This is a genomic window from Sorangium sp. So ce381 (assembly GCF_051473845.1).
GTDB classification, from domain to species: domain Bacteria; phylum Myxococcota_A; class Polyangia; order Polyangiales; family Polyangiaceae; genus Sorangium; species Sorangium atrum.
The window spans coordinates 538139-563914 of record NZ_CP150336.1 but is presented as its reverse complement, the minus strand read 5'-3'; the positions used below and the strand labels follow the sequence as shown (position 1 = coordinate 563914).

Annotated in this window: 17 protein-coding genes; 4 read left to right on the top strand and 13 right to left on the bottom strand. The window is 70.3% G+C overall.

From position 1 onward, the window contains the following. Positions 1 to 18: 18 nt before the first annotated feature. Positions 19 to 621, bottom strand: coding sequence for a hypothetical protein (locus WMF29_RS02065; protein WP_437327231.1), 603 nt, complete (start codon positions 619 to 621; stop codon positions 19 to 21). A 507-nt stretch (positions 622 to 1128) separates the two neighbouring features. Here WMF29_RS02065 and treS point away from each other — a divergent pair. Beyond that, positions 1129 to 4524: a maltose alpha-D-glucosyltransferase gene (gene treS / locus WMF29_RS02060; RefSeq protein ID WP_437327230.1), complete on the top strand. Its 3396-nt coding sequence runs from the start codon at positions 1129 to 1131 to the stop codon at positions 4522 to 4524. A 110-nt stretch (positions 4525 to 4634) separates the two neighbouring features. Then, a complete protein-coding gene (locus WMF29_RS02055) occupies positions 4635 to 5213 on the top strand; it encodes a hypothetical protein (RefSeq protein WP_437327229.1) in 579 nt (192 codons plus the stop codon). A gap of 46 nt (positions 5214 to 5259) precedes the next feature. Here WMF29_RS02055 and WMF29_RS02050 read toward each other — a convergent pair whose 3' ends face one another. The 8 genes from WMF29_RS02050 to WMF29_RS02015 all read right to left on the bottom strand — a co-directional run bounded on the left by WMF29_RS02050 (position 5260) and on the right by WMF29_RS02015 (position 15558). Then, entirely contained in the window at positions 5260 to 6891 is a 1632-nt protein-coding gene (locus WMF29_RS02050; RefSeq protein WP_437327228.1) for a protein kinase domain-containing protein, read from the bottom strand. 598 nt (positions 6892 to 7489) lie between these two features. After that, positions 7490 to 8431, bottom strand: a complete 942-nt coding sequence (locus tag WMF29_RS02045) for an alpha/beta fold hydrolase (RefSeq protein WP_437327227.1) — start codon at positions 8429 to 8431, stop codon at positions 7490 to 7492. Further along, on the bottom strand, positions 8431 to 8745 hold the full coding sequence (locus WMF29_RS02040; RefSeq protein ID WP_437327226.1) for a hypothetical protein: 315 nt from the start codon (positions 8743 to 8745) through the stop codon (positions 8431 to 8433). The genes WMF29_RS02045 and WMF29_RS02040 overlap by 1 nt, the downstream gene beginning before the upstream one ends. Before the next feature lie 390 nt (positions 8746 to 9135). After that, positions 9136 to 10782: a fumarate hydratase gene (locus WMF29_RS02035; RefSeq protein ID WP_437327225.1), complete on the bottom strand. Its 1647-nt coding sequence runs from the start codon at positions 10780 to 10782 to the stop codon at positions 9136 to 9138. A 100-nt stretch (positions 10783 to 10882) separates the two neighbouring features. Next, a complete protein-coding gene (locus WMF29_RS02030) occupies positions 10883 to 11656 on the bottom strand; it encodes a thioesterase II family protein (protein ID WP_437331073.1) in 774 nt (257 codons plus the stop codon). A gap of 42 nt (positions 11657 to 11698) precedes the next feature. Next, complete coding sequence (locus WMF29_RS02025) at positions 11699 to 12649, bottom strand: hypothetical protein (RefSeq protein ID WP_437327224.1); 951 nt, start codon at positions 12647 to 12649, stop codon at positions 11699 to 11701. 186 nt (positions 12650 to 12835) lie between these two features. Continuing rightward, positions 12836 to 13846 carry a PEGA domain-containing protein gene (locus WMF29_RS02020; RefSeq protein WP_437327223.1) on the bottom strand — a complete coding sequence of 337 codons (1011 nt, stop codon included), beginning with the start codon at positions 13844 to 13846 and terminating at the stop codon, positions 12836 to 12838. Next, complete coding sequence (locus WMF29_RS02015; protein ID WP_437327222.1) at positions 13843 to 15558, bottom strand: serine/threonine protein kinase; 1716 nt, start codon at positions 15556 to 15558, stop codon at positions 13843 to 13845. Before WMF29_RS02015 ends, WMF29_RS02020 begins: the two co-directional genes overlap by 4 nt. 199 nt (positions 15559 to 15757) lie before the next feature. On the opposite strand from WMF29_RS02015, the gene WMF29_RS02010 reads away from it, so the two are divergent. Continuing rightward, positions 15758 to 17254: a hypothetical protein gene (locus tag WMF29_RS02010; protein WP_437327221.1), complete on the top strand. Its 1497-nt coding sequence runs from the start codon at positions 15758 to 15760 to the stop codon at positions 17252 to 17254. 205 nt (positions 17255 to 17459) lie between these two features. On the opposite strand, the gene WMF29_RS02005 is transcribed toward WMF29_RS02010, so the two are convergent. From WMF29_RS02005 to WMF29_RS01990, 4 genes are all read right to left on the bottom strand, one after another. Further along, positions 17460 to 19418, bottom strand: coding sequence for a 4-alpha-glucanotransferase (locus tag WMF29_RS02005; RefSeq protein WP_437327220.1), 1959 nt, complete (start codon positions 19416 to 19418; stop codon positions 17460 to 17462). A gap of 111 nt (positions 19419 to 19529) precedes the next feature. Continuing rightward, entirely contained in the window at positions 19530 to 21401 is a 1872-nt protein-coding gene (locus tag WMF29_RS02000) for a sensor histidine kinase (RefSeq protein WP_437327219.1), read from the bottom strand. Positions 21402 to 21426: 25 nt separating this feature from the next. After that, positions 21427 to 22620 (bottom strand): FIST signal transduction protein, encoded by a 1194-nt coding sequence (locus WMF29_RS01995; RefSeq protein ID WP_437327218.1) that lies wholly within the window; start codon positions 22618 to 22620, stop codon positions 21427 to 21429. A 541-nt stretch (positions 22621 to 23161) separates the two neighbouring features. Next, positions 23162 to 24235, bottom strand: a complete 1074-nt coding sequence (locus WMF29_RS01990; protein WP_437327217.1) for a hypothetical protein — start codon at positions 24233 to 24235, stop codon at positions 23162 to 23164. Positions 24236 to 24265: 30 nt separating this feature from the next. Here WMF29_RS01990 and WMF29_RS01985 point away from each other — a divergent pair, with 30 nt between their 5' ends. Continuing rightward, complete coding sequence (locus tag WMF29_RS01985; RefSeq protein WP_437327216.1) at positions 24266 to 25507, top strand: class I SAM-dependent rRNA methyltransferase; 1242 nt, start codon at positions 24266 to 24268, stop codon at positions 25505 to 25507. The last annotated feature ends 269 nt before the right edge of the window (positions 25508 to 25776 follow it).

The following is a 25776-nucleotide window of genomic DNA, read 5'->3' as shown; positions in this document are numbered from 1 at the left end:
CAGCCCGCGCGGGGAGCGCTACTTGATGAAGACCTGCGCGGCCGCGATCCCCGCGCCCTTCGTCGCCTTGAGGATCACCTTGCCCGGGCCGCCGATCGGCAAGGGGTTCTTCCAGCAGCCGGAGGCCTTGCCGCCGAGCGTCGCCGCGGCGCCGGTGGTGCTGTCCTGCGCGAGCACGACGGGCGGCAGCGCGGGCGCGGGCTGCGAGACGAGCTGGATGTCGAGCTCCTGGACCCCGAGGCCGATGCCGACGACCGTGTAGCACTTGCCGGGCGAGATGTTGATCTGCTGCTCGAGCGCCTGGCCCTCCTGGAACTGCCCCGCGAACGGCCCGCCGTCCGGCTTCATCCCCGGGGCCTCCGTCGTGCCCATCCCCTGCAGGATCGGCGTCGCGGCCACCGCGGCGACCGGCGGGATCGGCGTGGCGGCGGAGCCCGCGGGCGCGGCGGTGGTGGTGGGCGTGGGCACCGCCGTCGTCGGTGTGGTCGGCACGGCGGAGGCGCACCACTGGCCCGGAGGGCACGGGTTGTTCGGGTCGATCGTCGGCTCGGGGGTCGATGAGCACGCGAGCGCTCCGAGCGCGGCGAGGGAGAGCGGGAGTACGTGGAAGACACGCATCATGAGAATGCTCCTTCGATGGGCATGAGCTCGCCCGATCGCAGAACGAGGTGCCAGCGCTTCTTACACCGGCTGCGGTTCGACGTGTGGGTCGAGCTCACGAAGCAGCGATCTCGACAGTGCGCCGGTTGCAAACCCTGCGGAAACGGAGGCAACCGGATGGGAGCGGATGCGAGCGGTTGCAAGCGGTTGCAAGCGGTTGCAAGCGGTTGCAAACGGAGTGCAGACGGATGGAAGCGAAACGCAACCGCGCCGCTTTGCGCCGCGCGCACGGCGTGCTACCGAAGTCGGGCACGCGTGGTCTTGCAATCCCGAGTAGTTAAACTATACACGTGATCCGCGTCACCCGCGCGGGGACGGCAGCGCGCGCCCAGTGGCGGACTCCGCAGCGTGCCTTGCCTCCTGGCCACCTCTGGCCCGGGCGGCGTGCTCACGCCGCACAGGGCCCGATCCGCTGCATCCTGTGCGCCCGGCGTCGTCGCGCGGACTACGCGCATCGCCGGAGCAGCCATGAGCCAGGATCAAAAGCCCCCTCCCGTCGAAGGCAGCGCCCTCTGGTACAAGGACGCTATCATCTACGAGGTCCATGTCCGCGCGTTCAGCGACTCGAACGCGGACGGCATCGGCGACTTCGAGGGGCTCGTCGACAAGCTCGATTACCTCCAAGATCTCGGCGTCACCGCGATCTGGCTCCTGCCCTTCTACCCCTCGCCGCTGCGCGACGGCGGATACGACATCGCGGACTACGCCAACATCAACCCGTCTTACGGGACCCGGCGCGAGTTCGCCCGCCTCCTGCGCGAGGCGCACCGCCGCGACATCCGCGTCATCACCGAGCTCGTCCTGAACCACACATCGAACGAGCATGAGTGGTTCCAGCGGGCGCGGACCTCGCCCAAGGGCTCGCGCTGGCGCGACTTCTACGTGTGGAGCGACACCCCGCACCGCTACAAGGACGCCCGGATCATCTTCAAGGACTTCGAGACGTCGAACTGGGCCTGGGATCCGGTCGCCAACGCCTATTACTGGCACCGCTTCTACTCCCACCAGCCCGACCTCAACTTCGAGAACCCGGACGTCCACGCCGCCGTCTTCAAGGTGGTCGACTTCTGGCTGGAGATGGGCGTCGACGGGCTCCGGCTCGACGCCGTGCCGTACCTCTACGAGCGCGAAGGGACGAACTGCGAGAACCTGCCGGAGACGCACGAGTTCTTGCGGAAGCTCAGGCGCCACATCGACGCGAATTTCGCCGATCGCATGCTCCTCGCGGAGGCCAACCAGTGGCCCGCCGACGCCGCGGCGTACTTCGGGAGCGGCGACGAGTGCCACATGAACTTCCACTTCCCGCTCATGCCCAGGATGTTCATGGCGGTCGAGCTCGAGGACAGCTTCCCGATCGTCAACATCCTGAAGCAGACGCCCGTGGTCCACGAGAGCTGTCAGTGGGCGACGTTCCTCCGGAACCACGACGAGCTGACGCTCGAGATGGTGACCGACGAGGACCGGGACTACATGTACCGCGTCTACGCGCAGGAGCACACGGCGCGGATCAACCTGGGCATCCGCCGGCGGCTCGCCCCGCTCATGAAGACGCGGCGCAGGATCGAGCTGATGAACGCCCTGCTCTTCTCGCTGCCGGGGACCCCAGTCCTCTACTACGGCGACGAGATCGGGATGGGCGACAACATCTATCTCGGCGATCGCGACGGGGTGCGCACGCCGATGCAGTGGAGCGCCGATCGGAACGCCGGATTCTCCAGGGCGAACCCGCAGAAGCTCTATCTGCCGATCATCATCGATCCCGAGTACCACTACGAGGCGATCAACGTCGAGGCGCAGCAGCAGAACCCCGCTTCGCTCCTCTGGTGGATGAAGCGGCTCATCACCCTTCGCAAGCAGAACAAGGTGCTCGGCCGCGGGACGATCGAGTTCCTGCACCCGGACAACAGCAAGGTGCTCGCGTTCATCCGCGCGCACGCGGACGAGCGGCTGCTCATCGTCGCGAACCTCTCTCGGTACGCCCAGCACGTCGAGCTCGACCTCGCGCGCTTCGAGGGCATGGTGCCTGTCGAGCTGTTCGGCAGGAGCCGCTTCCCGGAGATCACGAGCCGCGGTTACTCCCTCTCGCTCGGGCCGCACGACTTCTTCTGGTTCGCGCTGGAGCCGGCGACGCCGGCGACGTCCGCCGGCGACGCCGAGGCGGCGCCCGCGATCTCGACGAAGGGCTCGTGGCGGACGCTCCTCTCCCCGGAGGGGCGCAGGGTGCTCGAGCCGGCGCTCGGCAAGTTCATCGCGGCGCGGCGCTGGTTCCGCGGCAAGGCGCGCACGCGGCGCGCCACGACCCTCGCGGACGTCATCCCGATCCTCCGCGGCGAGCAGACCGCGGCGGAGCACTACCTCCTGCTCGTGCGCGTCGAGTACACGGACGGCTCGCCGGACACGTATGTCGTGCCGATCGGCTTCGCCACGGGCGACTACGCGCGGACGCTCGCGACGCGCACGCGCCACGCGGTGATCGCGGACGTCACGATCCGCGATCCCGAGCCGGAGAGCGCGGCAGCGCCGGAGGGGATCCTGTACGACGCGCTGACGACCCCGGAGTTCGCCGCGCTGATCCTCGCCGCGATCCGGGCGCGGGGCGTCGCGACGGGCACGGCCGGCGAGCTCCATGCGCTGCCGCTCGGGACGACGCTCGAGTCGCTCGGCGAGGACGGAGAGCTCCCGGCGCGCATCTCCGAGAGCGAGCAGAGCAACACGACCATCATTTACGGCGACAAGCTGCTCCTCAAGATCTTCCGGCAGGTCGAGGAGGGCATCAACCCGGAGCTCGAGATCGGCAGGTTCCTGACGGACGAGCAGTTCCCCGCGACGCCGCGGATCGCCGGGGTGATCGAGTACCAGGGCCGCGGTCGCGAGGCGACCACGGTGGCGATGCTCCAGGAGTACGTGCGGAGCCAGACCGACGCGTGGACGAGCACGCTCGAGGCGCTGAACCGCTTCTTCGAGCGGGTGCTCACCGACGAGGGGTCGGTGAAGGGGAGCGCGCCGCCGATGCCGGCCGGCACGCTCGTCGACGCGTCGCGCGCGGCGCCGCCCCCGGTGGTGAACCAGCTGATGGGCACCGAGCTCGTGAGGATGCGGCTGCTCGGCGTGCGCACCGCGCAGCTCCACCTCACCCTCGGCAAGCACAGCAAGGACCCCGCGTTCGGGCAGCAGTCGTTCACGACGCTGCACCAGCAGTCGATCTTCCAGTCGGCGCACGGCATGCTCGCGCGCACCTTCGCGCTGCTGAGGAAGCGCGAGCGCTCGCTCCCCGAGAGCGTGCGGGAGCACGTGTCGGCGATGCTGCCGCGCGAGGCCGAGATCAACGCGAAGCTCCAGCAGATCGTGTCGAGGAAGTTCGACATCCCCCGCATCCGGACGCACGGCGACTTCCACCTCGGCCAGGTGCTCTCGACGGGCGACGACTTCATCCTGATCGATTTCGAGGGGGAGCCGGCGAGACCGCTGAGCGAGCGCCGCTACAAGCGTGGCCCGCTCCGGGACGTGGGCGGGATGCTGCGCTCGTTCGACTACGCCGGCGCCTCGGCGCTCCGGGACGCTCGCCTCCGGCCCGAGGACGTCGCCGTCCTCAAGCCGTGGACCGACGCCTGGGTGGCGTGGATCTCCGCGAGCTACCTCGCCGGATACATGGAGACGGTCGCGCGCGCTCAGGCGACCGCCGAGCCGCGGGCCGACGAGACGGCGCCGTACGTGCCCGCGAGCGACGCGGACACGACGCTCCTGATCGACTTCTACATGCTCGAGAAGTGCATTTACGAGGTCGGCTACGAGCTCAACAACCGACCTGACTGGCTGGACATCCCGCTGCGCGGGCTGGAGCGCCTGATCACGCCCAGAGCATAGGTTGCTCCGGGCTCTCTATCTCTTCCTCTCCTCTCTTCCCGACCTCTGGATGCGCCAGCGACGCTGGACGCAGCGGCAGGCGCCGTTATTCTCGGAGCATTGGTGGCGCGATGATCCGGCTCGAGCTCGCGGGCATGCACACGCGGCTGCACTCGACGTTGTGCGGCTCATGCCCGCAGGGCCCGACCGGCTGCTGCGCCAGCCCGCCCGGGGTCGAGTGGTCGGACATCGGGCGAATCGTCTCGCTCGGCGGCGCAGGCTGGCTGCTCGAGCAGATGGCCGCGGGCAACCTGCGCCCGGGCCAGCGCGGCCTGCTCATCCTGCGGGTCGAGCCCCAGGACAGCGATGGCCGAGCGCTCCCCAAGAGGTGCGCTTTCCATGGTCACGAGGGCTGCACCATCCCCCCCGAGCGGCGCGCGGCGACGTGCAACTACTATGTTTGCGATGACGCCTTCGCGCACGGAGGCGAGCCTCGCGGGGCGCCTGAAGCGCTGGCCGGCCGCAAGGCGCATGACGCGCTCGTGGATCTCTACGGGAGCTGGGATCTAGAGCTCGCCGACCGCATACGCGAACGCTGGCCCGACGGGCCTCCGTGGAACCACGATTTCCTCGACTGGCTCGGTCGAGAAGTCCGCCGCCTCGCCGCCAGGGCAGCGCCCTCCATGCGGGTCCTCAGGGCCGGGACTTGAAGTATCCCCCGAATTTTTCGGGGGAATTCACAGGGAAACGAGAGCCCTAATTGGACGGTATCGTGCTGACGTCCTGACGCCGGAGCGCGACGGTGCGCTCGATGACGTCCGACGCGGAGAGCTGCAGGAAGATCGACACGTCGACCCAACCGGCCCTGGACACGACGACGACCTGCATCCCTTGAGGCAGCTCGACGCTGAGGGGCGTCTTGCCGAGCATGGTCCCGTTCCAGCTCACGTTCGCGTCCGCGGGCTCGCTCTTGATCGTGACCTTGGCCTTCATCGGGCTCGCTTCGAGCGCCGTCGCAGCCGTGGACACGGCAGCAGGCTGCTCCGACGCGACGGGCTCCACCGAGCGATCGCGGAACATCGCGAAGGCCCCCGCGGCGAGCAGCGCGACCACGCCGAGCGCAGAGGCGAGATACCCACGCTGCCGCCAGGACGAGGCGCGCCCCACCGTCGCGCCCAGGCTGCCCGGGTCGACGGCCGTGGGCTCGTGCTGGTGGTTGGCGGGGAGGCTGTGGCTGTTATCGCTGAGGAGGGGTAGACCGGCCGCGGTCGCGGAGGGCCACATCGAGCGGTTCATCCCCATGACCATCGAGGCTCGGGGGAACTCTCCGACCATCGAGGCGCGCTGGATGTCGCCCGCGACGTCCAGCGAGGACAGGTACTCGAACTGCGCGGTGACCTGCTGGCGCACGAGCGCCCTGCTCTCCGCGAACATCTCGAGCACGTTCGCGCCGAGCTGCTCCGTGCGGACGTCCTCGCCCGAGGCCCGCAGGTAACTCTCCAGCGCGTCGCCCATCTCCTGCGCGGTGGCGAACCGCCGATCCGGATCCCGCTGGAGGGCCCTCGCCACGATCTCATCGAGCGCCGGGTCGATGTCCGGCACGACGGTGGAGAGCCGCGGGATGTCCCGCGTGAGCAGCTGGTGCATCACGGCGACGTGGTCGCCATCGAACAGCCGCCGCATCGCAAGGAGCTCCCAGAGCACGATGCCGATGGCGAAGATATCGGCCCGCCGGTCGACGTCGGCGCTCGCCATCGCCTGCTCGGGCGCGGCGTAGGCCATCTTGCCCTTGAAGGTTCCGCTCTCGGTGTGCGCATCGTTGAGGGCCGCCTTCGCGACGCCGAAATCAACGATCTTCACAGCTCCGTCGTACGTGATGAAGATGTTGTGCGGCGAGACGTCGCGGTGAACGACGCCGAGCAGACCGCCATCGAAGTCCGCGAGCTCATGCGCGTAGTGCAACCCGCGCAGCGCCTCGACGATCGTCCTGACCCACGCCCCCCGCGTGAAGCTCGCGGCGCCAGGACAGCCGCTCACCACCGCCCTCACGACGTCCTTGAGCGGCTGGCCCTCGAGGTACTCCATCACGATGAAGTACCCGCCGCTCTCGCCCCCGATCTCGTAGGTCTGAACGACGTTGGGGTGATTGAGCCGGGCCGAGAGCTTGGCCTCGTCCAGGAACATCAGGACGTAGCGCGGGTCATCCGCCATCCCGACGCGGAGACACTTCACAACGACAAGCTTGTTGAACGACCCGGGCCCGCGGGAGACGGCCAGAAACACATCTGCCATCCCCCCACGGCCTAATTTTGCAATCAGGCGGTATCGACCAAGCAAGCTGTTGCTCGCTTGCTGGGTCGAAGAGATGGTTTGGCCGCCTGCATTCACGACATCCCCCGCTATAAGAGCTTAATTAGCCCGTTGACCTGGAGTTTGCAAAGACTTTTACGCCTGGAAACAATCCGCGCCCCCTGTAGAGACGCGTGCCGCATTGCTCCATCGCCTGGCCATCCATCATGGCTCATCGATGGCACATCGCAGCGTTCTGGCGCAGCGCTCCATCGCCGGATTGCTGCGCCAGGACACCCCCGCCCAGGCTGTGGATGTCATGGCCCTAACGAAATGGCCACGATCGAACCGGCAAGCACGTGACCACACACACATGATGCCCCTGTCGGGTCACCCGGTGTTCGGTCACCGCTCTATTGTACACCAAGCGCTTCACGAGCGGTGAAACTGGATGCGTGTCGCAGGTCGATCCTCGAGACCCTCCTCGGGGTCGCACAAGGCCAGCGGGACACAGGCCCGCTGGCCCAAGACGGGGCCAGTCAGTAATGGCGCATACATGTTTGGCCTCGAGGGCGGCGGCTCCGAGCAGGCCCGACGACCTCGGCTTCCCTGCGGCGCCTGGGGCTCCGCAGGAAATCGACGTCCGCCCTGCGCGGAGCTCTCTACAAGGCTGTCCTGGTCGTTCTGTGGAGGAGATCTACCAAGGGTCCTGCGCCCAGAACCTGCGCACGGCATCGAGCGTGGCGTCGAGCTGCTCGAAGTGCGGGAGACCCAGCGTCGGCGCGATGCGGGCGACCTCCACGCGCGCGTTCTGCTGCGTGAGCTCGCCGAGGCGGTCGAAGCGCGAATAGGGGTCACGGTCGTGGAGGATCAGCGTGGCGACGGGCAGACGCGCATACAGGCGCTGGAGAGCGTCGTCCGTGAACAGGTCACCGGCGATGAACGCGAGGGGGGCCCGGTGGGCAAAAGGCTCCTTCGACGCGCTGATGGCATAGTCGACGAGGCCCGGATCCGGCGCGCCGACGAAGCTCTTCTTCAGGAACCAGCGAATGCTGGGCGGCGCGGCCAGCACGCGAAAGAGCGCCTCCGCGACGTAGGGGACGCGCGAGACAGCCCGGAAGAGGGCGCTCGCGCCGGGAGGCTCGCGGCCGAGCCCCGTCGGGGACACGAGCACGAGGCTGTGAACGATGCTCATCTCCTCGCAGGCGACGGCGGCGGCGAACTCCGAGGAGAGGGAGAGCGCGATGACGTCGGCGCCGCCCGGCGCGCGGACCACGTCCGTGAGGAAGCGGCGCAGCGCGGCGCGGTAGAGCTCGCGATCGTACACGCGGTCCGCTCGCTCCGAGAGGCCGAAACCGGGAAGATCGAGCGCGTAGACCGGCCGCTCGCCGCGGAGCGCATCGAACAGGGGCGCCATCTCCCTGGACGAGGCGGCCGCGTCGACCCCGTGCACGAGCACCACGGGGCGCCCGGCAGCGCGGGTGTCCACGTAATAGGCGAGGCGCCCCGCGCTCCACGTGTCCACGTGCCGTACCTCCGCGTCGAGCGCAGGGGCGAGGGGCGCGCGCTCCGCGGGGCGGAGCGCGCTCGGCACCAGCCGATCGACGAGCCCATCGAGGCTCATCGCGCGTGCGCTCATCACGTCTCCCCCGGCGGCAGCATCCCCTCGTTGTCCGCGCGCTCGAGGTCGGCGATGCTCGGATTCCTCGGCGCCGGCCGCGACTTGACGCCGCCGTCGCCCGGCCTCGCCTCCTGGCCGGCGTCGCTGCGCTTCTCGCGCTCTCGACGCTCTGCTTGACCAGCGACCTCCTGCGCTGCGCGCACCAGCCGCTCCAAACGATCCTCCTCCAGGTGATGGCGAGCCCCATGGGGACCACCGTGCCGATCCTCGAAACGGTGGTGCCCAGCGTCGACATGGCCATGAGACACCGCGCGATCAGGTCGAACTGTCATGCTCAGCTCCTTCCGCACGAGGTCAAAGCATGGACCGTGCCCCCGCGGACCGCGGCCCCATCAGCGCTCGCCGAGCCGATACCGGGCTGAACAGGAGCCAGGACGCCTCGAATGTGACCATTTGCCTCGGTCACCCGCGCTGATCCGGGCGACGGCGGCAGGGGAGCAGGTGATGAGCCGTATCGGGAGCGGATGGAATCGGGTCCTCGACGCCGATCCGGAGGGGACGTCGTCGCCAGTCACCCTCGCTGTTGCTGCGCCGCCGGCGCCGAGTTTGCGCAGGCCCTGGAAGGTCTGGCACGGATGGAGAAGGCGGGCGGCCCGCCCGCGGCCGCGCCGGCGCTGGAGGCCGAGGGGAGCTGCCCGGCCGCGATCCCCGGGCTCCGGACGTCAGCCCGTGACGTCGAGCTTCCGGCCGGCCGGCTTGTTGATGTCGGCGAAGAAGTCGTTGCCCTTGTCGTCCACCACGATGAAGGCGGGGAAATCCTCGACCTCGATCTTCCAGACGGCTTCCATGCCGAGCTCGGGGTACTCGAGCACCTCGACCTTCTTGATGCAGTCCTTCGCGAGGCGCGCGGCCGGGCCGCCGATCGAGCCCAGGTAGAAGCCGCCGTGCTTCTTGCACGCCGCGGTGACCGCGGGCGAGCGGTTGCCCTTGGCGAGCATGACGTAGCTGCCGCCGTTCGCCTGGAAGAGGTCGACATACGCGTCCATCCGGCCGGCCGTTGTGGGCCCGAACGAGCCGGAGGCGTAGCCCGCGGGCGTCTTCGCGGGGCCGGCGTAGTAGACCATGAACTCCTGCAGGTAGCTCGGCATGCCGTCGCCGCGGTCGAGGCGCTCCTTGATCTTCGCGTGCGCGATGTCGCGCGCGACGATCATCGGGCCGCTCAGCGAGAGCCGCGTGCGGATGGGGTACTTCGAGAGCTCCGCGCGGATCTCGCGCATGGGACGGCGGAGGTCGAGCTTCACGACCTCACCCTCGAGATCCGCGTCGGTCGTGTCGGGCATGTACTTCGCGGGATCGGTCTCGAGCTGCTCGAGGAAGATGCCCTCGCGCGTGATCTTGCCGAGCGCCTGACGATCCGCAGAGCAGGAGACGGCGATACCGACAGGGCACGAGGCGCCGTGGCGCGGCAGGCGGATGACCCGCACGTCGTGGCAGAAGTACTTGCCCCCGAACTGCGCCCCGATCCCCGTCCGCTGCGCGAGCTCGAGCACCTTCTGCTCGAGCTCGCGGTCGCGGAAGCCGCGCCCGCGCGCGTTGCCCTCGGCCGGGAGCGTGTCGAGGTAGCGCGCCGAGGCGAGCTTCGCGACCTTGAGCGTGTACTCGGCCGACGTGCCGCCGACGACGATGGCGAGGTGGTACGGCGGGCACGCCGCGGTGCCGAGCGCGCGGATCTTCGCCTCGAGGAAGGACAGCAGGCTCTCCGGGTTCAGGAGCGCCTTGGTCTCCTGGTAAAGATAGCTCTTGTTCGCGGAGCCGCCGCCCTTCGCCATGAACAGGAGCTTGTAGGCGTCGCCGTCCGTCGCGAAGATCTCGATCTGCGCCGGGAGGTTGTCGTTCGTGTTGACCTCCCGGTACATGTCGAGCGGCGCGAGCTGCGAATAGCGGAGGTTCTGCGCGCGGTAGGTCTCGAAGACGCCGCGCGCGATCGCCGCCTCGTCGCCGCCCCCCGTGAAGACGAGCTGGCCCTTCTTGCCCATGACGATGGCCGTGCCGGTGTCCTGGCACGACGGGAGCACGCCCCCCGCGGCGATGCTCGCGTTCTTGAGGAGCTCGAGGGCGACGAAGCGATCGTTCGAGGAGGCTTCGGGATCGCCGAGGATCCGCGCGAGCTGCGCGAGGTGACCGGGCCGGAGGAGGTGGGCGATGTCGCGCATCGCCTCGCGCGCGAGCAGGGTGAGCCCCTCCGGCTCGACCTTGAGGAACGTCGAGCCGGCGGCCTCGAAGGTCGAGACATGGTCGCGGCTGACGAGGCGGTACGGGGTCTCGTCATGGCCGAGGGGGAGCATGTCCTGGTACTGGAAATCGGTCATCGTTGGGGTCTCCGGGGAATCAGAGAGGCAGAGAGGCTGCGGGGCGCTCCTTCTTTGCATGGCTACCGCCCCGGGCTCAACACCCACCCAGCGCCGGCCGTCACGCGGGGAGCGCGCGCTCGACGTCGTCGAGGACGGCCGAGATCGACCGCAGGAGGGGCTCCCGGGCGCTCCGCAGGAAGAAGTGCCCGCCGGGGAACATCTCGACCCGGAAGGCCCCGCGCGTGTGATGGCGCCAGCCTTCGAGCTCGGCGCGCTCCGCACGCTCGTCGTCGAGACCCCCGAACGCGGAGATCGAGCACTCGAGCGGGGCTCCCGGGACGAACGTCTCAGCCTCGTTGACCGCGACATCCGCGCGCAGGAGGGGCAGGAAGAGCGCCAGGAGCTCCGGCTCGCGCAGCACCTCGTCGGGCGTGCCCCCCATGCGGCGGATCCGCTCCAGAAACGCGGGCTCGGGCAGGCCGTGGAGCGGATCCGAGCCGGAAAGGTGAGGCGGGCGCCGGCCCGACACGAGAAGGTGGCGCGGCAGGGGAGCACCCCGGCGGCGGAGCTCGCGAGCGAGCTCGAAGCTGACGAGCGCGCCGAGGCTGTGGCCATACAGCGCGAACGGCTTCGTGAGCCATGGCTCGAGCGCGGTGGCGAGGGCCTGGACGAGCGGCGTGAGGCGCTCGAACGGCGGCTCGCTCATGCGCGCCTCCCGGCCGGGCAGCTTGATCGCGCAGAGCTCCGTGTGCGCGGGAAGCTCGCGCCACCAGGTGCTGTAGATCGAGGAGCCGCCGCCCGCATAGGGCGCACAGAAGAGGCGAAGTCGGGCAGCAGGGTTCGGCCGCGGCACGCCGACCCAGAGGTCGCGGCTCGGGCTAGGGGTCGTCATCACGGGGCGCTCAGCATAGCTCGCCCGTGCGGCGCTCGCTCCTTACCATTTGCTGCCCAGGGCGACGCGGATGGTCGCGACCTTCCCCTGATCGAGGCCGAAGCCGAGGTCGTCGTCGAGCGCGACAAGCGCGCCGACGCGGGTGAAGGAGCCCTTCACGAGCGGCTCCCAGTCGACGAACGGCTCCGCCGCCAGCTGGGCCGAGTTGGTCGAGGAGAGAGGGAACGCCGCCTGGAGGCGCACGCCGATGCCGAAGCTGCCGAACGGGCGGAACGCGATCTCGTTGCCCTGCTCGATCACGGTCTTCGTGTCCTCCCCGTCCCGGGTCGGAAAGAAGACCTGACTCGCGAGATCGTGGGTGAGGAACAGGACCTTGCCGACGTTGATCTCGGTCCCGACGCGCGCCCGGAAGGCCCAGTGCGCGAGCAGCACGCGCTGCGCATCGAAGTAAGCCCGCGCGGGGAAATTCGCCACCGACGCGACCTCGAGCTCCGTGCCCGGGTGCGGGTGGAGCGGGATCGTCAAGCTCATGCCGCCGAAGAGCGCGAGGATGGGCAGCGCGTTGGCAGCGTAATGGAGGCCGAACGTGGGATTGCCGATGAAGAACTGGCTGTATCCTGCGCTGCTCGAGAACGGCCTGCCGAACAGGTCTGTGGACTGGGGGCCCGAGACGTCGCCGTAGACGAACGGGATCTCCGCGTCGAGGTGGAGACCCGCGAAGAGCTTGTACTGGGTGGCGGCGGTGATGGCGACGCCGAGCCGCGACGACTCCTCGACGGAGGCCTCTTCGCCGCTCGCCGCCGCGATCTCCCGCTGGTAAGACGAGCTGAGGACGTCGATCTCGAACCCGAACCGGCCTCCCTGGCTCTTCGCCCAACGCTCCTTCGTCTTGTCCGTGACGGGCTGCCGCGGCGCCGCCTCTTGCCCGAGCGCAGGCGCGGCCAGGGAGAGCATGAGGAACAGGGTCCCAAGAGACGCTTTGGTCGTGCTCACCTGGTGTCTCCCATCTCGTTCTCAACTCGCGGGCAGCGCGGGCGATTGACCACCTTGTCGCACCGTCGCCGCGGCGTCGCACGGGAGAGGCCCCCATGACCGCGGCGATCGCCCGGATCAATGCAGCTCCAGCGCCCTGGATGCAAGCGTTTTGACCGTCGCGACCCTGCGACGCTCTGCGTCGGTCTAGAAGGAGCCCGCGAGCTCGAGAGACGCCGGCGCGATCTTGAGGCTCACCGGAGGAGATGACGCGCGCTCTGCGTCGGCGCGCTCCGGGCCTGCACCAGCGACAGTGAGGTAGATCGAGAGGCCGCCGGCGAGCACAGCGGCGCCCGCGAGCAGGTCGGTGGTGAGCGCGAGCGCCTCGCTCCTCGCCCGCGCTCGCTCGATGGCGCGGGCGTCGCCGGGATACCGATCGAGCTCCGCGCCTAGGTCGCCGGAGGCGCCGAGCGCGAGGACGCCGGTGGCGGCCGCGCCCACGGCGAGCGCGCCGGTCGCGAGCCAGGGGAACAGGGGCACGCCCCGCTGCTGGCGAGGCGCGCGGTGGTCCATCAACGACGCGCCCGGCGGCGCCGGCGGCGGAGCCGGCGCGCCGCCCGCGCCCTCGCCGGGGCCCTGCGGGGTCCGCGCTTCGGGGAGCTCGATCTTGAGCTGAACGTGATCGCCGCCGGCCACATCGACGACCCGCAACACCGCCGGGCGGCCCGGCGCCTCGGCGACGATGCGGCGGCGACCGGCGCTCATCAGGAGGGGCTCAGGGAGCGGCGTCTCGCCCACCGGCATCCCGTCCACGGAGATCTCGACGCCCGGCGCCGATGTCGAGATCTCGACCGTCGCGACGCGGCTCCGCAGGACGGCGATGTCCCGCTCCACCTCGGCCCGCCGGCCGCCCGGGATCTGCTCGCCGCCGTCGGCGAGGTACTTCTCGAAGGCGCGCAGCGCGCAGGCGTAGTCCTTGAGCTGATAACACGTACCCGCGATGTTGTAGAGCACCTGATATGCGGGCGCGAGCTCGTAGGCGCGGCGAAACTCGGTGAGCGCAGCGCCATAATCAACCTCGTTATAAAGCTCGACGCCTCGCCGGAAGCGGGCGTCGGCTTCCTCGGTCTTGCCGGCACCGGCAGGCTGAGCGAGCGCGCCGAGCGGAGCGCTGAGCACGATCGCGGCGCAGAGCGCGAGCGCTCTCGGGGTCTTCATCGGGCGTACGGGCTCTCCAGGTCGATGCCACGCTTCAGCTTCTGCTCGGCAGACGGCGGCGACAGCGGCGCAGGCGCGCTCGCCGGCGGCACGGCGGACGCAGGCGGCGCCGCGGCGGCGCCGCCTGCGTCCGCCGATGCGCCCCGACCGATGGGGGCGAGTCTCCCTGGCTGCGCTTCCGGTCCGCTCTTCAACAACGCGAGGCTCAAGAAGAGATCGTTGCTCGCCGTGATCTTCTCTTCCTGCGCGAGGAAACCCGGCGCCTCCACGCGGATGACGTGCACGCGGCCATCCCTGGCGAGGCGGCCCTCGTAGGCGCCGCTCGACGTCGGGGAGCCGTCGATGGAGACCTTCGCGTCGACCGGCGAGACGCGGACGACGAGGCGGATGTCCTCCTCCTGCTTCGGAGAGGGCTCCATCGCGGGCGGCGCGGCGACCTGCGCCTGGCGGTGATCGCCCGCGGCGAGCCGCCACGGCTGCGCGCGCAAGACCCCGACGCTCACGGTGCCCCCGATGGCGACGAAGGTGACCGCGACCAGGAACATGGCGCGGTTCGGGCGCGCGGCGCGCTCCTTCGCCTCGGTCGCGCTCACCGAGGGCACCATCGAGGTCGCGTCCGAGGAATGGCTGATGGCCGCGGGCGCGGTCATGGTCGGTGTCGTCGACATCCGACCGGTGCCCAGCTTCGGTAGATCGGGCGTCAGCGTGACCCTGGGATAACTCCCGGTCCAGCGCACGCCGCGCAGCTGCTCCTCCACGACCTGCTTGATCCGCGCCCGATCGTCCGCGAACTGGCTGGCGACGATCTCGCCGGCTTCCCGCGCGGTCATGCCCCGATGGCGCTCGACCAGCCAGCGCTCGAGATCCGCCTGCAGCTCGGCCGCGGTGGCGTAGCGGCCTTCGAGCGCGGGCGCGAGCGCCTTCTGGCAGATCCGCTCGATCTCGGGGTCGACATCGACCTTGGACGCTTCTTCCCTGAGGCTCGGAACCTCCCCGATGGCGAGCCGCCCGAGGATCGCGAGGTCGTTGAAGCCCTTCCACATGCGCCTCCGGGCGATCGCCTCCCAGAGGATCACACCCACCGAAAAGACGTCGGATCGCCGGTCGACGCGCTCTCCGCGCGCTTGCTCCGGCGACATATACGACACCTTTCCCTTGAGCATTCCGGTGCGCGTCTCCGTCAGCGAGTCGGCCGCCTTGGCGATCCCGAAGTCGACCACCTTGATCACGCCGTCATAGGTGACGAAGATGTTTTGCGGGCTCACGTCGCGGTGGACTACCTGGATCGGCGTCCCGTCGAAATCGCGCAAATTGTGCGCGTAATGGAGCCCGGCGAGCGCGTCGCACAGGACGCGCACCTGGAGCGGCAGCGGGACTTTGTCGTGCCCCATGCGGGCGCGAACGCTGCCGAGCGGCTGGCCGTCGAGGTACTCCATGGCGATGAAGAAGCGCGCTCCCTCGTCGCCGACCTCGTGCGTCTGCACGACGTTCGGATGATTCAATCGAGCCGCGAGCCGCGCCTCGTCGAGGAACATGGCGAGGATATCGGCGTCCTCCACGAGCTCGGCGCGCACCCGCTTCAGCACGACAAGCTTGTTGAATCCCGCGGGCCCCTGGGCGACCGCGAGGCAGACGTCGGCCATGCCTCCCCTGCCGATCTCGGCAATCGGGCGATATTTCCGCCAACCGTTGGGATCGCTGGGAGCGCTCATTCGACCTGTGCCGGATCGATCCCCAGAGGGAGGCCAGCCCGGGCGGGAGAATGCCCTCGAGCTGTTACCTCGAAGCGGCTGCCATGTGACGTTCTCGCGAATAGGATGGGCTCTTGGCACCGGTTTTCCCCACCTCCTGTCAGCCGGACAGCGCGGCCCTGCTTGACAGAAACGATTCTCTTGCCATCGGGTCATTGCAATGAACCCCAAGCGCAGCCTCGTCGACTCATCACCTGCCGCCGCCCTCGCGCTCGCCATGGGCGCGCTCGCCACGGGCGCCCTCGCGTGCTCGTTCATCATCGAGCAGCGGGACGTGCAATGCAGCTCCGACGCGGACTGCGCGCAGTTCGACGGCGCCGTCTGCAACCTCACGGACAGCATCTGCGTCCCCTCGTCGAGCGGCTCAGCCGGCGGCGAGGGCGGCAACCCGCCAGTCGGGTGCGCGGCTGCCGACAAGCCGCCCGTCGAGATCACCGGTGATATCACGGAGGATTTCACGCTCAAATGTGACAAGAATTACATCCTCAAGGGGCAGGTGAACGTCTCGGCCGGGGCGACGCTGACCATCGAGAAGGGCACGACCATCCTCGGCGAGACGAACCCGCAAGTCCCCGCCGCCCTCGTGGTGCACCCGGGCTCCAAGCTCATCGCCGTGGGCACCAGGGATGAGCCCATCGTGTTCACGAGCAGCAAGCCCCCGAAGGATCGCATGGCAGGCGATTGGGGCGGCGTCATCCTCCTCGGCAACGCGCCGACCAACCACGTGGACGCGAACGGCGCACGCAGCCCGGGCCAGATCGAGGGATTGACGAACAACGGACAATACGGGGGCATCGACGAGAACGACTCGAGCGGCACGCTCAAATACGTGCGCATCGAGTACTCCGGCGTGAAGCTCGCGCCGAACAACGAGATCAATGGGCTCACCTTCGGCGGGGTCGGCAGGGGGACGATCGTCGATTTCGTCCAGGTGAGGCACGTGTCCGACGACTGCTTCGAGTTCTTCGGGGGCACCGTGAACGCAAAGCACCTCGCCTGCCAGTACAGCGGCGACGACGCCTTCGACTGGGACCAAGGCTATCGCGGAAAGCTCCAGTTCCTCGTGGCGCAGCAGGACCCGGACGTCGCGGAGGAGACCAACGGGTTCGAAGGGGACAACGACCCGCTCGCGCTCACGCCGGCGCTCGAGCCTCGGAGCGAGCCGACGATCTACAACGCGACGCTCTGCGGGAAAGGCGTGGACGTGGGCAAGGAGCAGTACGGCATCCTCCTCCGCCGGTCGACGAAGGCGAACATCTTCAACACGATCGTCACGGGCTTCGAGTCGGGCCTCGACGTGCGCGACCCGGACCACGAACAGAACATATCGAGCTCGATCTTCTCCAATCTGGTGAATGACTTCGCCTATGCCGAGACGAGCGACGGGACAGGCATTCTCCAGGACGACGACGGCGGCTTCGATGAGATCGCGTTCCTGAGCGAGCCCGATCGGAAGAATCGGGAGGAGGACCCCGGTATCCCGGGCTGCTTCGACCCGTCCGCGCCGGTCTTCGGTCCCGCGACGTCCCTGACCAAGGACGCTGTCGCGCCGCCGGGCGACTTCTTCGACTCGAGCGCCGCGTTCATCGGCGCGTTCAAGGATGCGAGCGACACATGGGCCACCTCGGGGAAGTGGGCCGTGTGGAGCCCGAACTAAGGAATTTCCCCGGATTTTTCGAGAAATTGAACAGGGAGGCGGGGAGACGGGGAGTAAAATCCCATGAATCTCCCCGTCTCCCCGCCTCCCTGTTCAATTTCTCGATTTAAATGCCAACCCAATGAGGGGATCCGTCAGGCGCCCGAAGTAGCTCGGGCCGAGCGCCTGCTCGACCGGACCAGGACCTGCTCTGACGAACGCGAGGCTAGCCCGGGCGGCGCTCCAGCCGCCTGGCGAGGTTCCCCCGCTCCTCCGACTCCGCGCCCCCTCGCGCGCGCAGCGCGAGCGCGAGCACGCGCGGCAGATCGAGGGCCGCGCCGCGCGCGCGCATCTCCAGATAGGACCGCTCGTAATCGCGGGGGACCCGCAGAGACCAGTTGTGGTCGCCCACCGTCCCGGGCGTGTTGTAGATCCCCTTCATCCCGAGCAGATCGGCGAAGAAGACCATCACGTTCGACGCCCGGCTGGCGAAGAGGTCGGCGAGCTTGGCCTGCGCCAGCGCGCGGGGGTCGGACGCGAGCGCGCGCGCCATCGCGCCCTCCTCGGCCGGCGAGGGCGCGAGGCGCGTCGCCAGGTACGCCGCCTGCCGCCCCAGCGCGGAGGCGCGCTCCCAGGTGTCGAGGAGCCTCCAGAGCGGCGGCGTGTCGTGGGTCCCCACCATGATCCAATCGGCGGGCGCGGCGTTCTCGCTGCGATAGACGTCCTTCGGGTTGTCGAGATCGGCCTTCTGCGTGACCCGGAAACGCCCCAGCCCGTGCCGCTCGAGGACGGCCCCGAGCGGGAACGGGAGCGTGCTCAGGACCTCGCACACGACGTCGGAGATGGCGCGCCCGCGGGCCTCCGCGCAGCGCGCGATCGTGTCGAAGACGACGCTGTAGCGCCCGACCTGCTCCGGGGACAGCGAGGTGACCCAGTCGTCGGCGTACCGGGGCACGGCGCGGTTCAGCTGCCCAGGAGAGACGATGGCGTACCGCGCGAGCAACGGGTGCTCCGGCAGGTCGGGCGACGAGAAGAGCCGCGCCCCTCCCTGGACGGCGCGGAGCGGATCGGGGGCGTCGGCGGCATAGACCCAGGGGCACACGAGCCCGTGCGGGTGATCGAGGCGCACCCCGTCGAACTCGTCGAACATCTTGTCCATCCGCGCCCGGACGAGCGCGAGCCCGCCGGACGACGCATCCTCGTACTGCGCAGGATCCAGGACAGGGTAGCTCCACACCTGGCCCTCCGGGTTGGTCCGGCTCGGCGGCGCCCCCATCAGATAACCCCTCAGGAAGACCGATTGGTAGGCCCAGGCATCCTGAGGCGAGTAACCGATCTGCAGATCTCCGTAGAGCTTGAGCCCGAGATCGGCCGTCACCGCCCGGAGCGCCGCGTGCTGCTCGTGCGCGAGGAGCTGGCAGAAGGCGTAGAAGCGGAGCTCGTCGCGGTACCGGTCGAGGAGCGCTCTCCTGCGCTCCCCGCACGCGACCACCTCGCCAGGGCCAGGCGCGTAGAGGCGCCGGTCCAGATCCGGCTCGCCGGACCAGCCGTGAAACCAGCCGCTCCGGTGCTCGGCGCAGAGGGCGCCGTAGAGCCCGTCCCTCTCGAGCCACGCCGCGTTCCGCCGCGTGAACGCGTCCAGGCGGCGCTCGAGGTCGCCGAGGTCGCCGAGCTCGCCGCGCGTCCGCCGGCCCTCGAACGACGCGTACGCCTCGCGGAGCGCGGCGCGCTGCGCGCGGTAGGCATGGCCGTGCTGCGCGCGAGCCTCGCTGCCAGGAGGCCGCCCGGCGACGATCTCCCGGAGCGACTCGGGGCGGAGGAGCGCGCCAGAGGGGCCGTCCTCGACCAGCCGGGCGAGCGAGATCGACAGCGTGCTCCGCGAGAAGATGGTGCCGTCGTACGGAGACGCGTTGTCGGCCGAGGTCTCCCCCTGCGGACCCAGCTGGACGCCGTTGAAGCCGAGATCCCGGACGAACCGGAGGAATCGGCGCCCGCCCTCGGTATACGGGGACCCTCGCCCGATGTCCTCCGCGTCGTCCGAGGGAAAGCTCGGATCGTGGATCGCGAGCACGAGGTTGCGGATGCCCAGCAGCCGCAGCGCGGCTTCCACGAGCCCCCTCTCGTCATCGCCCCATCGAGCCTCGGCCGGCGCCGCATCGCCCCTGTCGTCCCCGACGTCCTTCATCGTGGCAAGGTATAGCGATGAACGGATCGGACCGCCAACGCGCAAGGCGAAGAGGCAATCTGCCTCGGTGATGTGATTACACCGCTGTACGGCAAACCCCGAATGCCGCTGTCAGGCCCCGAGGCGCGTGCCAGCCGCGACTCCCGAGGTCGCGCTCGTGGCCTCCACCATCGGCAGCGTGAAGAAGAACGTGCTGCCCTCGCCCACCTTGCTCTCGACCCAGATGCGCCCGCCGTGCACCTCGACGAGCGCCTTCGCGATCGAGAGGCCGAGCCCCGTGCCCTTGTGGGCCGTCTCCTTCGCCTGCCAGTAGCGCTCGAAGATGCGCGCCCGCTGGTCCTCCGGGATGCCCGGGCCGGTGTCGCGCACCGAGAGGCGCACCTCCCGGCCCCACGGCTCGGCCCGGATAGCGACCTCGCCGCCGGCCGACGTGAACTTGATCGCGTTGCCGACGAGGTTGGCGATCACCTGGAGGATCCGCTCGCGATCGCAGAGCGCCCGATCGACGCCGAGCTCGACGCTCTGCTCGAGGCGCAGCGACTTCTCCGCCGCCTCCTCCCGCAGGAGCTCGATGGCGTCGCCGAGCAGGCCGGCGACGTCGTGGGGCACCGGCTGGATCGAGATGTAGCCGCCGTCGAGCTTCGCCAGGTCGAGCAGATCGCGGATGAGGCGGTTCATGCGATCGGCCGCCTTCTGGATGCGCTCGACGGGGCGCCGCACCTCGGCGGCTTCGTCCGCGCCCGGCAGCTTCCGGCGCAGGAGGCTCGTGTTCATGACGATGGTGGCGAGCGGGCTCTTGAGATCGTGCGACACCACCGCGACGAGCTCCTCCCGGGCCCGGATCGCCCGCTGCGCGCTCTCGTACAGCCGCGCGTTGTCGATCGCCAGCGCGGCCCTCCGGCCGAGATCCTCGGCGAGCGCCCGGTCCTCCACGCCGTACAGCAGATCGTCGCGGCCGGACGCGATGGTGAGCACGCCGAGCATCGTGCCGCGCGTGACGAGCGGCACGGCGATGTAACGCCGGAGGCCGAGCTCCATGAGGAGCGCCTCGCTGGCCGACACCGGCGGCTCGCTGTCGTACGAGCCGCGCTCGCTCTCCGGGGCGAGGGGCGCGCCCGCGACCTCGCAGAGCGCCGCCTCCCCCGTCTCCAGCACGCGCGCGACGCCGGACGGGAGGACCGAGTCCATCGGCGTCTGGCCCTGCAGGAGGCGCGCGAGCTCGCTCTTCTGGGGATCGGCGTGGACGACGACCGCGCGCCGGAGCATCGCCTCGCGCTCGATGATGTCGACCATGCACCAGTCCGCGACGAACGGGACCGGCAGGCGCGCGACGCGCACCAGCGTCGCCTCGTAGTTGAGCGAGCTCGAGAGCAGCCGGCTCGCCTCCGAGAGGAAGGCCGCGCGCCGCTGCGCCGCCTCCGCCGCCGCGCGCCCCGCCTCCGCGGCGGCGAGGTTCCGCGCCCGCTCGCGCTCGTTCTCGAGCATGCGGGCGTAGAGCAGGCGGTGCACGAGCGCCGTGCGGAAGGTCGCCGTGAGCCGGCGCATCATGCCCCGGTACCGAGGCGCGAACGGGGGCTCGCTCTCGAAGCAGAGGAGGAGGCTGGATGCGCCGCTCTCGCCCTGCCCCTCCAGCGAGAAGTGCCACGTCACGAGCCCGGGCCGCGCGAGCTCGGGGTAGGGCAAGGAGAGGCCCGCGCCCCCGCCGGTGGGCTCGCCCGCAGCGGCGGGTGAGCGCGGCGGGATGGGCAGCGCGCGCGAGCTCGCCGACAGGCCGGCGGCGTCGAGGAGCCGCGGGGCGAGCGGGGCCGGCTCGACGAGCACGAGCACGGCGATGCAGCTCAGGCGCTCGGCGAGCCGCTCCAGGAAGACCGCCATCGACTGGTGCGGATCGAAGAGGTCGAGCGCCGCGACCGTGAGCTCCTGGAGGACGCTGAGGAGCGCCAGCCGTTCCTCCTGGATCTCGTGCTCTTCGCCGCTCGCCATGACAGGGCTCCAACCGCTCCGGCGCTCAGGCCCCCAGGGCGAGCACGACAGCGGTCTTGTTGTGAAACTGCGGTACTCCTCGGCCCAGCGTGCCGACTTCTCCAAAGGTCAGACAGCCCATCACCGGGACGCTCTCGCCGAGCTCGCTCTCGAAGGTGGTCAGCTCGTCGCGCACCGTCTCGCCGAGCATCATGCACCGCGAGATGCAGTCGAACACGAACGCTCCGGCGATGGGCCCGGCCACCGCGTCGCGCGCCGTGGTCGCGGCCTCGCGCGCGGCGCCGACGAGGCCGATGGGGTCGCCCTCCATGACGCGGATGAGGCACCCGTCCGGGACCTCGCCGACGCAGTAGAGCCCCCCCGGCGAGACGACGCGCAGCGGGTCGCGGATGACGTGCTCGCCGTCGGCCTGCGGGATGCCCAGCGGGTGGGTCATGGCGAACGTGGCGAAGCCGTCGATGTTCACCTGATGCCCCCTCGCGCGCGCGGTGCGCTGGTAGACCGAGAAGGCGCCCTCGTACTCGAGCTCGGCGAGGACCGTGCCCTCGGCGCGGGTGACCATCGTGGGCGGGCCATACGGCCGGAAGCCGTGGCGGATGCCGGTCGCCATGCGCGCCGGCGAGTCGATCGCGACAACGACCACGCTGTCCGAGTACGCCCTGCCGCCCGCGAACTGCGCGGTGCGCACGAAGCGGAGGTTGTCGCCCGCGCCGCCGCCGGCCCAGACGACGCCCGTCCCGCCGACCTCGACCGCGCCGCGCACCACGTCGGCCCCGTTGCCCGTGACCGCGTCCGGCAGCACGATGAGCGCGCGGCTCCACCCGGGAGCGACGGACGACGGGAACGCCTCGAGGGCGCGCGAGGCGGCCAGCACGCCGGCGCGCCGCCCGTCCTGGCTCACCGGCTGCGCGACCCCGACGCCGACACGCACCGTCTCCGAGGCGACAAGCCCCACCACGAGCCCCTGCCGGAGCAGCCGGCTGCCGGCGAAGACCCCTGCAGTGCAGCACCCCGCCCAGGGGACGCCCGGCAGCTGGCTCGTCACGGCCGCGGCGAGCGCGTCGGCGTCGTACTGGTCCGTCGATAAGACGAGGGCGAACGCCGGTCGCGCCACATGCTCCGTGCGGGAAGACCCGCGGAGCGCCGTCGCCACGGCCTCTGAGGCAGCCTCTTTCGGATCCGCCGCGGAGCTCGCCCCGACAAATACCTGTGTCGCCATGTTCCCTCCCCCCCTCGGAATTTCGGCACTCGCGTTATACTGGAGATTCATCCGATCGTCACGGCGGGTGATCCTCTCGTGATGTCATCCGTACAGGGCGCTCCCGTTCGTCGAGCGACTCGCGTCTTTTCACGTCTTTTCACGTCTTTCCCGGCGCGACGCGCCTCGGCGAAGAGCCAGGCAGAGCCGTGGGGAGGCCTGCGAAGCGCAGACCCGCGAGGAGAGAGGGAGGCGCCTGAGGCCGAGGGGGCAGACCCTTCATCCTCCGATAAGACAACGTGCGCCGCAAGCTCCGCAGACGCGCCGGACACACTCGAATCGGCCGTACAGAAGCAATCAGGGTCTTGCGCAAATACTGGACAACACGGCACCACACGGCAGCAGCGTGGCATTGCGAACCGCGCTCGATGGAGCCTTGATGCCCGAGGCGGAATCAAGGGGAGTCCACGGCGCGCTGCCGGGCGAGGCGTTGTCGTTCCGTCCGACGAGAGACGGTGAACACCGGAGCCTCACCGGGGGATGGGATGGTTCGGGGACGAGCTCAGGGATTCGCCCGCACGAGCGAGTACGTCAGGGGGTGCCAGAACCCGCCCTGCTCCGCCCCCGGAGCAGCCCCGACGGCCACAAGCACGAACCCCAGACCGTCCCCGATGTCCGCCGCCGGCACGTCGCTGCTCGCCAGGATCTCGCGCATCGGCACCGACGACGTCACCGCTCCCTCGATGGGATCGCGGGTCTCGATCGTGACCTCCTCGAGCGCGCCGAGGTCGCCCACCGAGAAGCCGGTGGACGGCGGGAACGGGGCGATCGCGCCGTACGAGAGGTCCTGCGCGAGCGTCGCCCCGGTCGCGCCCCCGCGGCCGGGCGTCAGCTCCACATGGACCACCGGCGTCGCCGCGCTCGCGTGCGCGACCTGCAGGCTCACCCTGTCGAACCTCGTCCGCCGCGACATGGCGACCGCGACGAGCCCGGCGGTCGGCGTGTCGATCGTGTAGGCGTCGCCGCAGCCTTCCTTCTCGCTGGCGTGGGTGTGCCCCTCGCCGCCGAGGCATCCGGTAGCGACAAGGAGGAGGCTCTTCTCCTCGGCGAACACGGACGCCGGCAGCACGGGGAGCCCCGCCGCCACGATCGGGGCCGCGCTCTCCGCGGCGAGCGCGAGGATCTCCGCGCAGTCGAGCCCCTCCGTCGCGCGGAGGTCGCCGGCGATCACGTGCGCGCGCAGGCTCGTCCCCTCGGGGATCGCCGAGCCGAGCGGCTCGACCGCCTGCGCCCGGGCGAACGCGAGGCCCGCGGCGGCGCTCGGCCAGGGGTCGACGCCGGCGCCGGTCCCGTCGGGGTACGCGAGGAAGCAGAAGCGGACCGCGTCGTGATCGCCGACGCCGTTCACCACCGTCAGCTTCGTCGGCCCCGGCGGCTCGACCTCGCCGCCGCCCGCGCCCGAGGTCGTCGTCGCGCCGCTCGTGGTCGCCGCCGGACCGCCGCCGGCGCCGGAGGTGCTCGCCCCGCCCGACGGATCCCGGCCGAGGACGCCGTGGTCCTGCGTGCAGCCTGCCGCGACGGCCAGCGCGATCCCCCCGAGGCAGGCCCATCCGGACGAACGAACTCGGTGCAGCACGCTGCGAGCTTACCGTGCTAGGCGGGGTCGATGCGGGTCCATCTCACCGCGACGGCCGCGGCCGCCGTCCGCCGCGGCCACCCATGGGTCTACCGAGACGGCATCGCGGACGGCGGCGGGCACGGGAGCAAGCGCGGCGACGGCAAGCGCGGAGAGCGCGCGCATCGCGGGGGCGCCGCGGCGTCGGGCGACGTCGTCGAGCTGTCGGCCGAAGGGGCGCCGTTCCTCGGGCGAGGGCTCTGGGACGCGGACTCGGCGATCGCCGTCCGCGTCTTCCAGCGCACGCAGGCGCCGCCGCTCGACGAGCGGGCGATCGCGGAGCGGCTCGAGCGCGCCTTCGCCCTGCGCGACGGCTGGTTCGCCGGCCGCGACACGACGGCCTACCGGCTGTGCAACGGCGAGGGGGACCGGGTTCCGTCGCTCGTCATCGATCGGTACGAGCGCGCCGCGGTGATCCGCCTCGACGGCGACATGCTGGCGCCCTGGCTCGATCGCCTGCTCCCGCACCTCGCGCGCGCGCTGGGCGCCCGCGGCGTGCGCTCGATCGGCCTCCGCGCGCGCGCGTCGGCGGCGGGCGAGGACGCCGACGGGAAGAAGCTCGCGCACCTGCACGGGCCGCCGCTGCCGGATCGCCTCTTCGTGAGGGAGACGGGGGTCGCGATGGAGGTCGATCTCGCGCGCGGCCAGAAGACGGGGGCGTTCCTCGACCAGCGCGACAACCGCGCCCGCGTGCGCGCGCTCGCGGCTGGGCGCCGGCGCGTGCTGAACCTGTTCAGCTATGCGGGGGGCTTCTCGGTGGCCGCGGCGCTCGGCGGCGCGGGCCGGGTCACCTCCGTCGACTCGGCGTCGGCCGCCCACGCGTCGGCGCAGCGCACGTTCCGCGAGAACGGCGTGGATCCGGCGGCCCACGAGTTCGTGACGGCGGACGCGTTCGACTTCCTCGAGAAGGCCCGCGCGCGCGGCGACCGGTACGATCTCGTCATCTGCGACCCGCCGAGCTTCGCGCCGAGCGAGCGCGCCAAGCCGCGCGCGCTCGGCGCCTACCGGCGGCTGCACACGGCGGTCGCGCGCGTGCTGGATCGGGGCGGCATATTGTGCGCGGCGTCGTGCTCGAGCCACGTCACGGCGGAAGACTTCCTGGCGACGCTGGACGACGCCACGCTGGAGCGGGACGACCTGCGGATCCGGGCGATCCACGGGCAGCCGGAGGACCACCCGACGCTGCCGGCGTGGTGGGAGGGGCGGTATCTGAAGTTCGTGGTGCTGGAGTGAGGGGCTGACGCGCCCGCCGGATTCGCCGCGCCCTCAGGGATACGCGTCCGGACGCGCCACGGCGCAGGAGAAGGGGCCGGCGCCCGCCGCCGCGAAGCCTTCGCCGGAGATCACCTGCGGGTCGAGGCGATTGACCATCGGACGGCCGGTGACCCCAGGCGCTGCCGGCCTAGCGGAAACGGCTGTCCCTGGAATTCCCTAATGCCCCCCGGCGCTGCCGGCGCAGCGGAAACGGCTGTCCCTGGAATTCAATGTCGATAACAAAGACA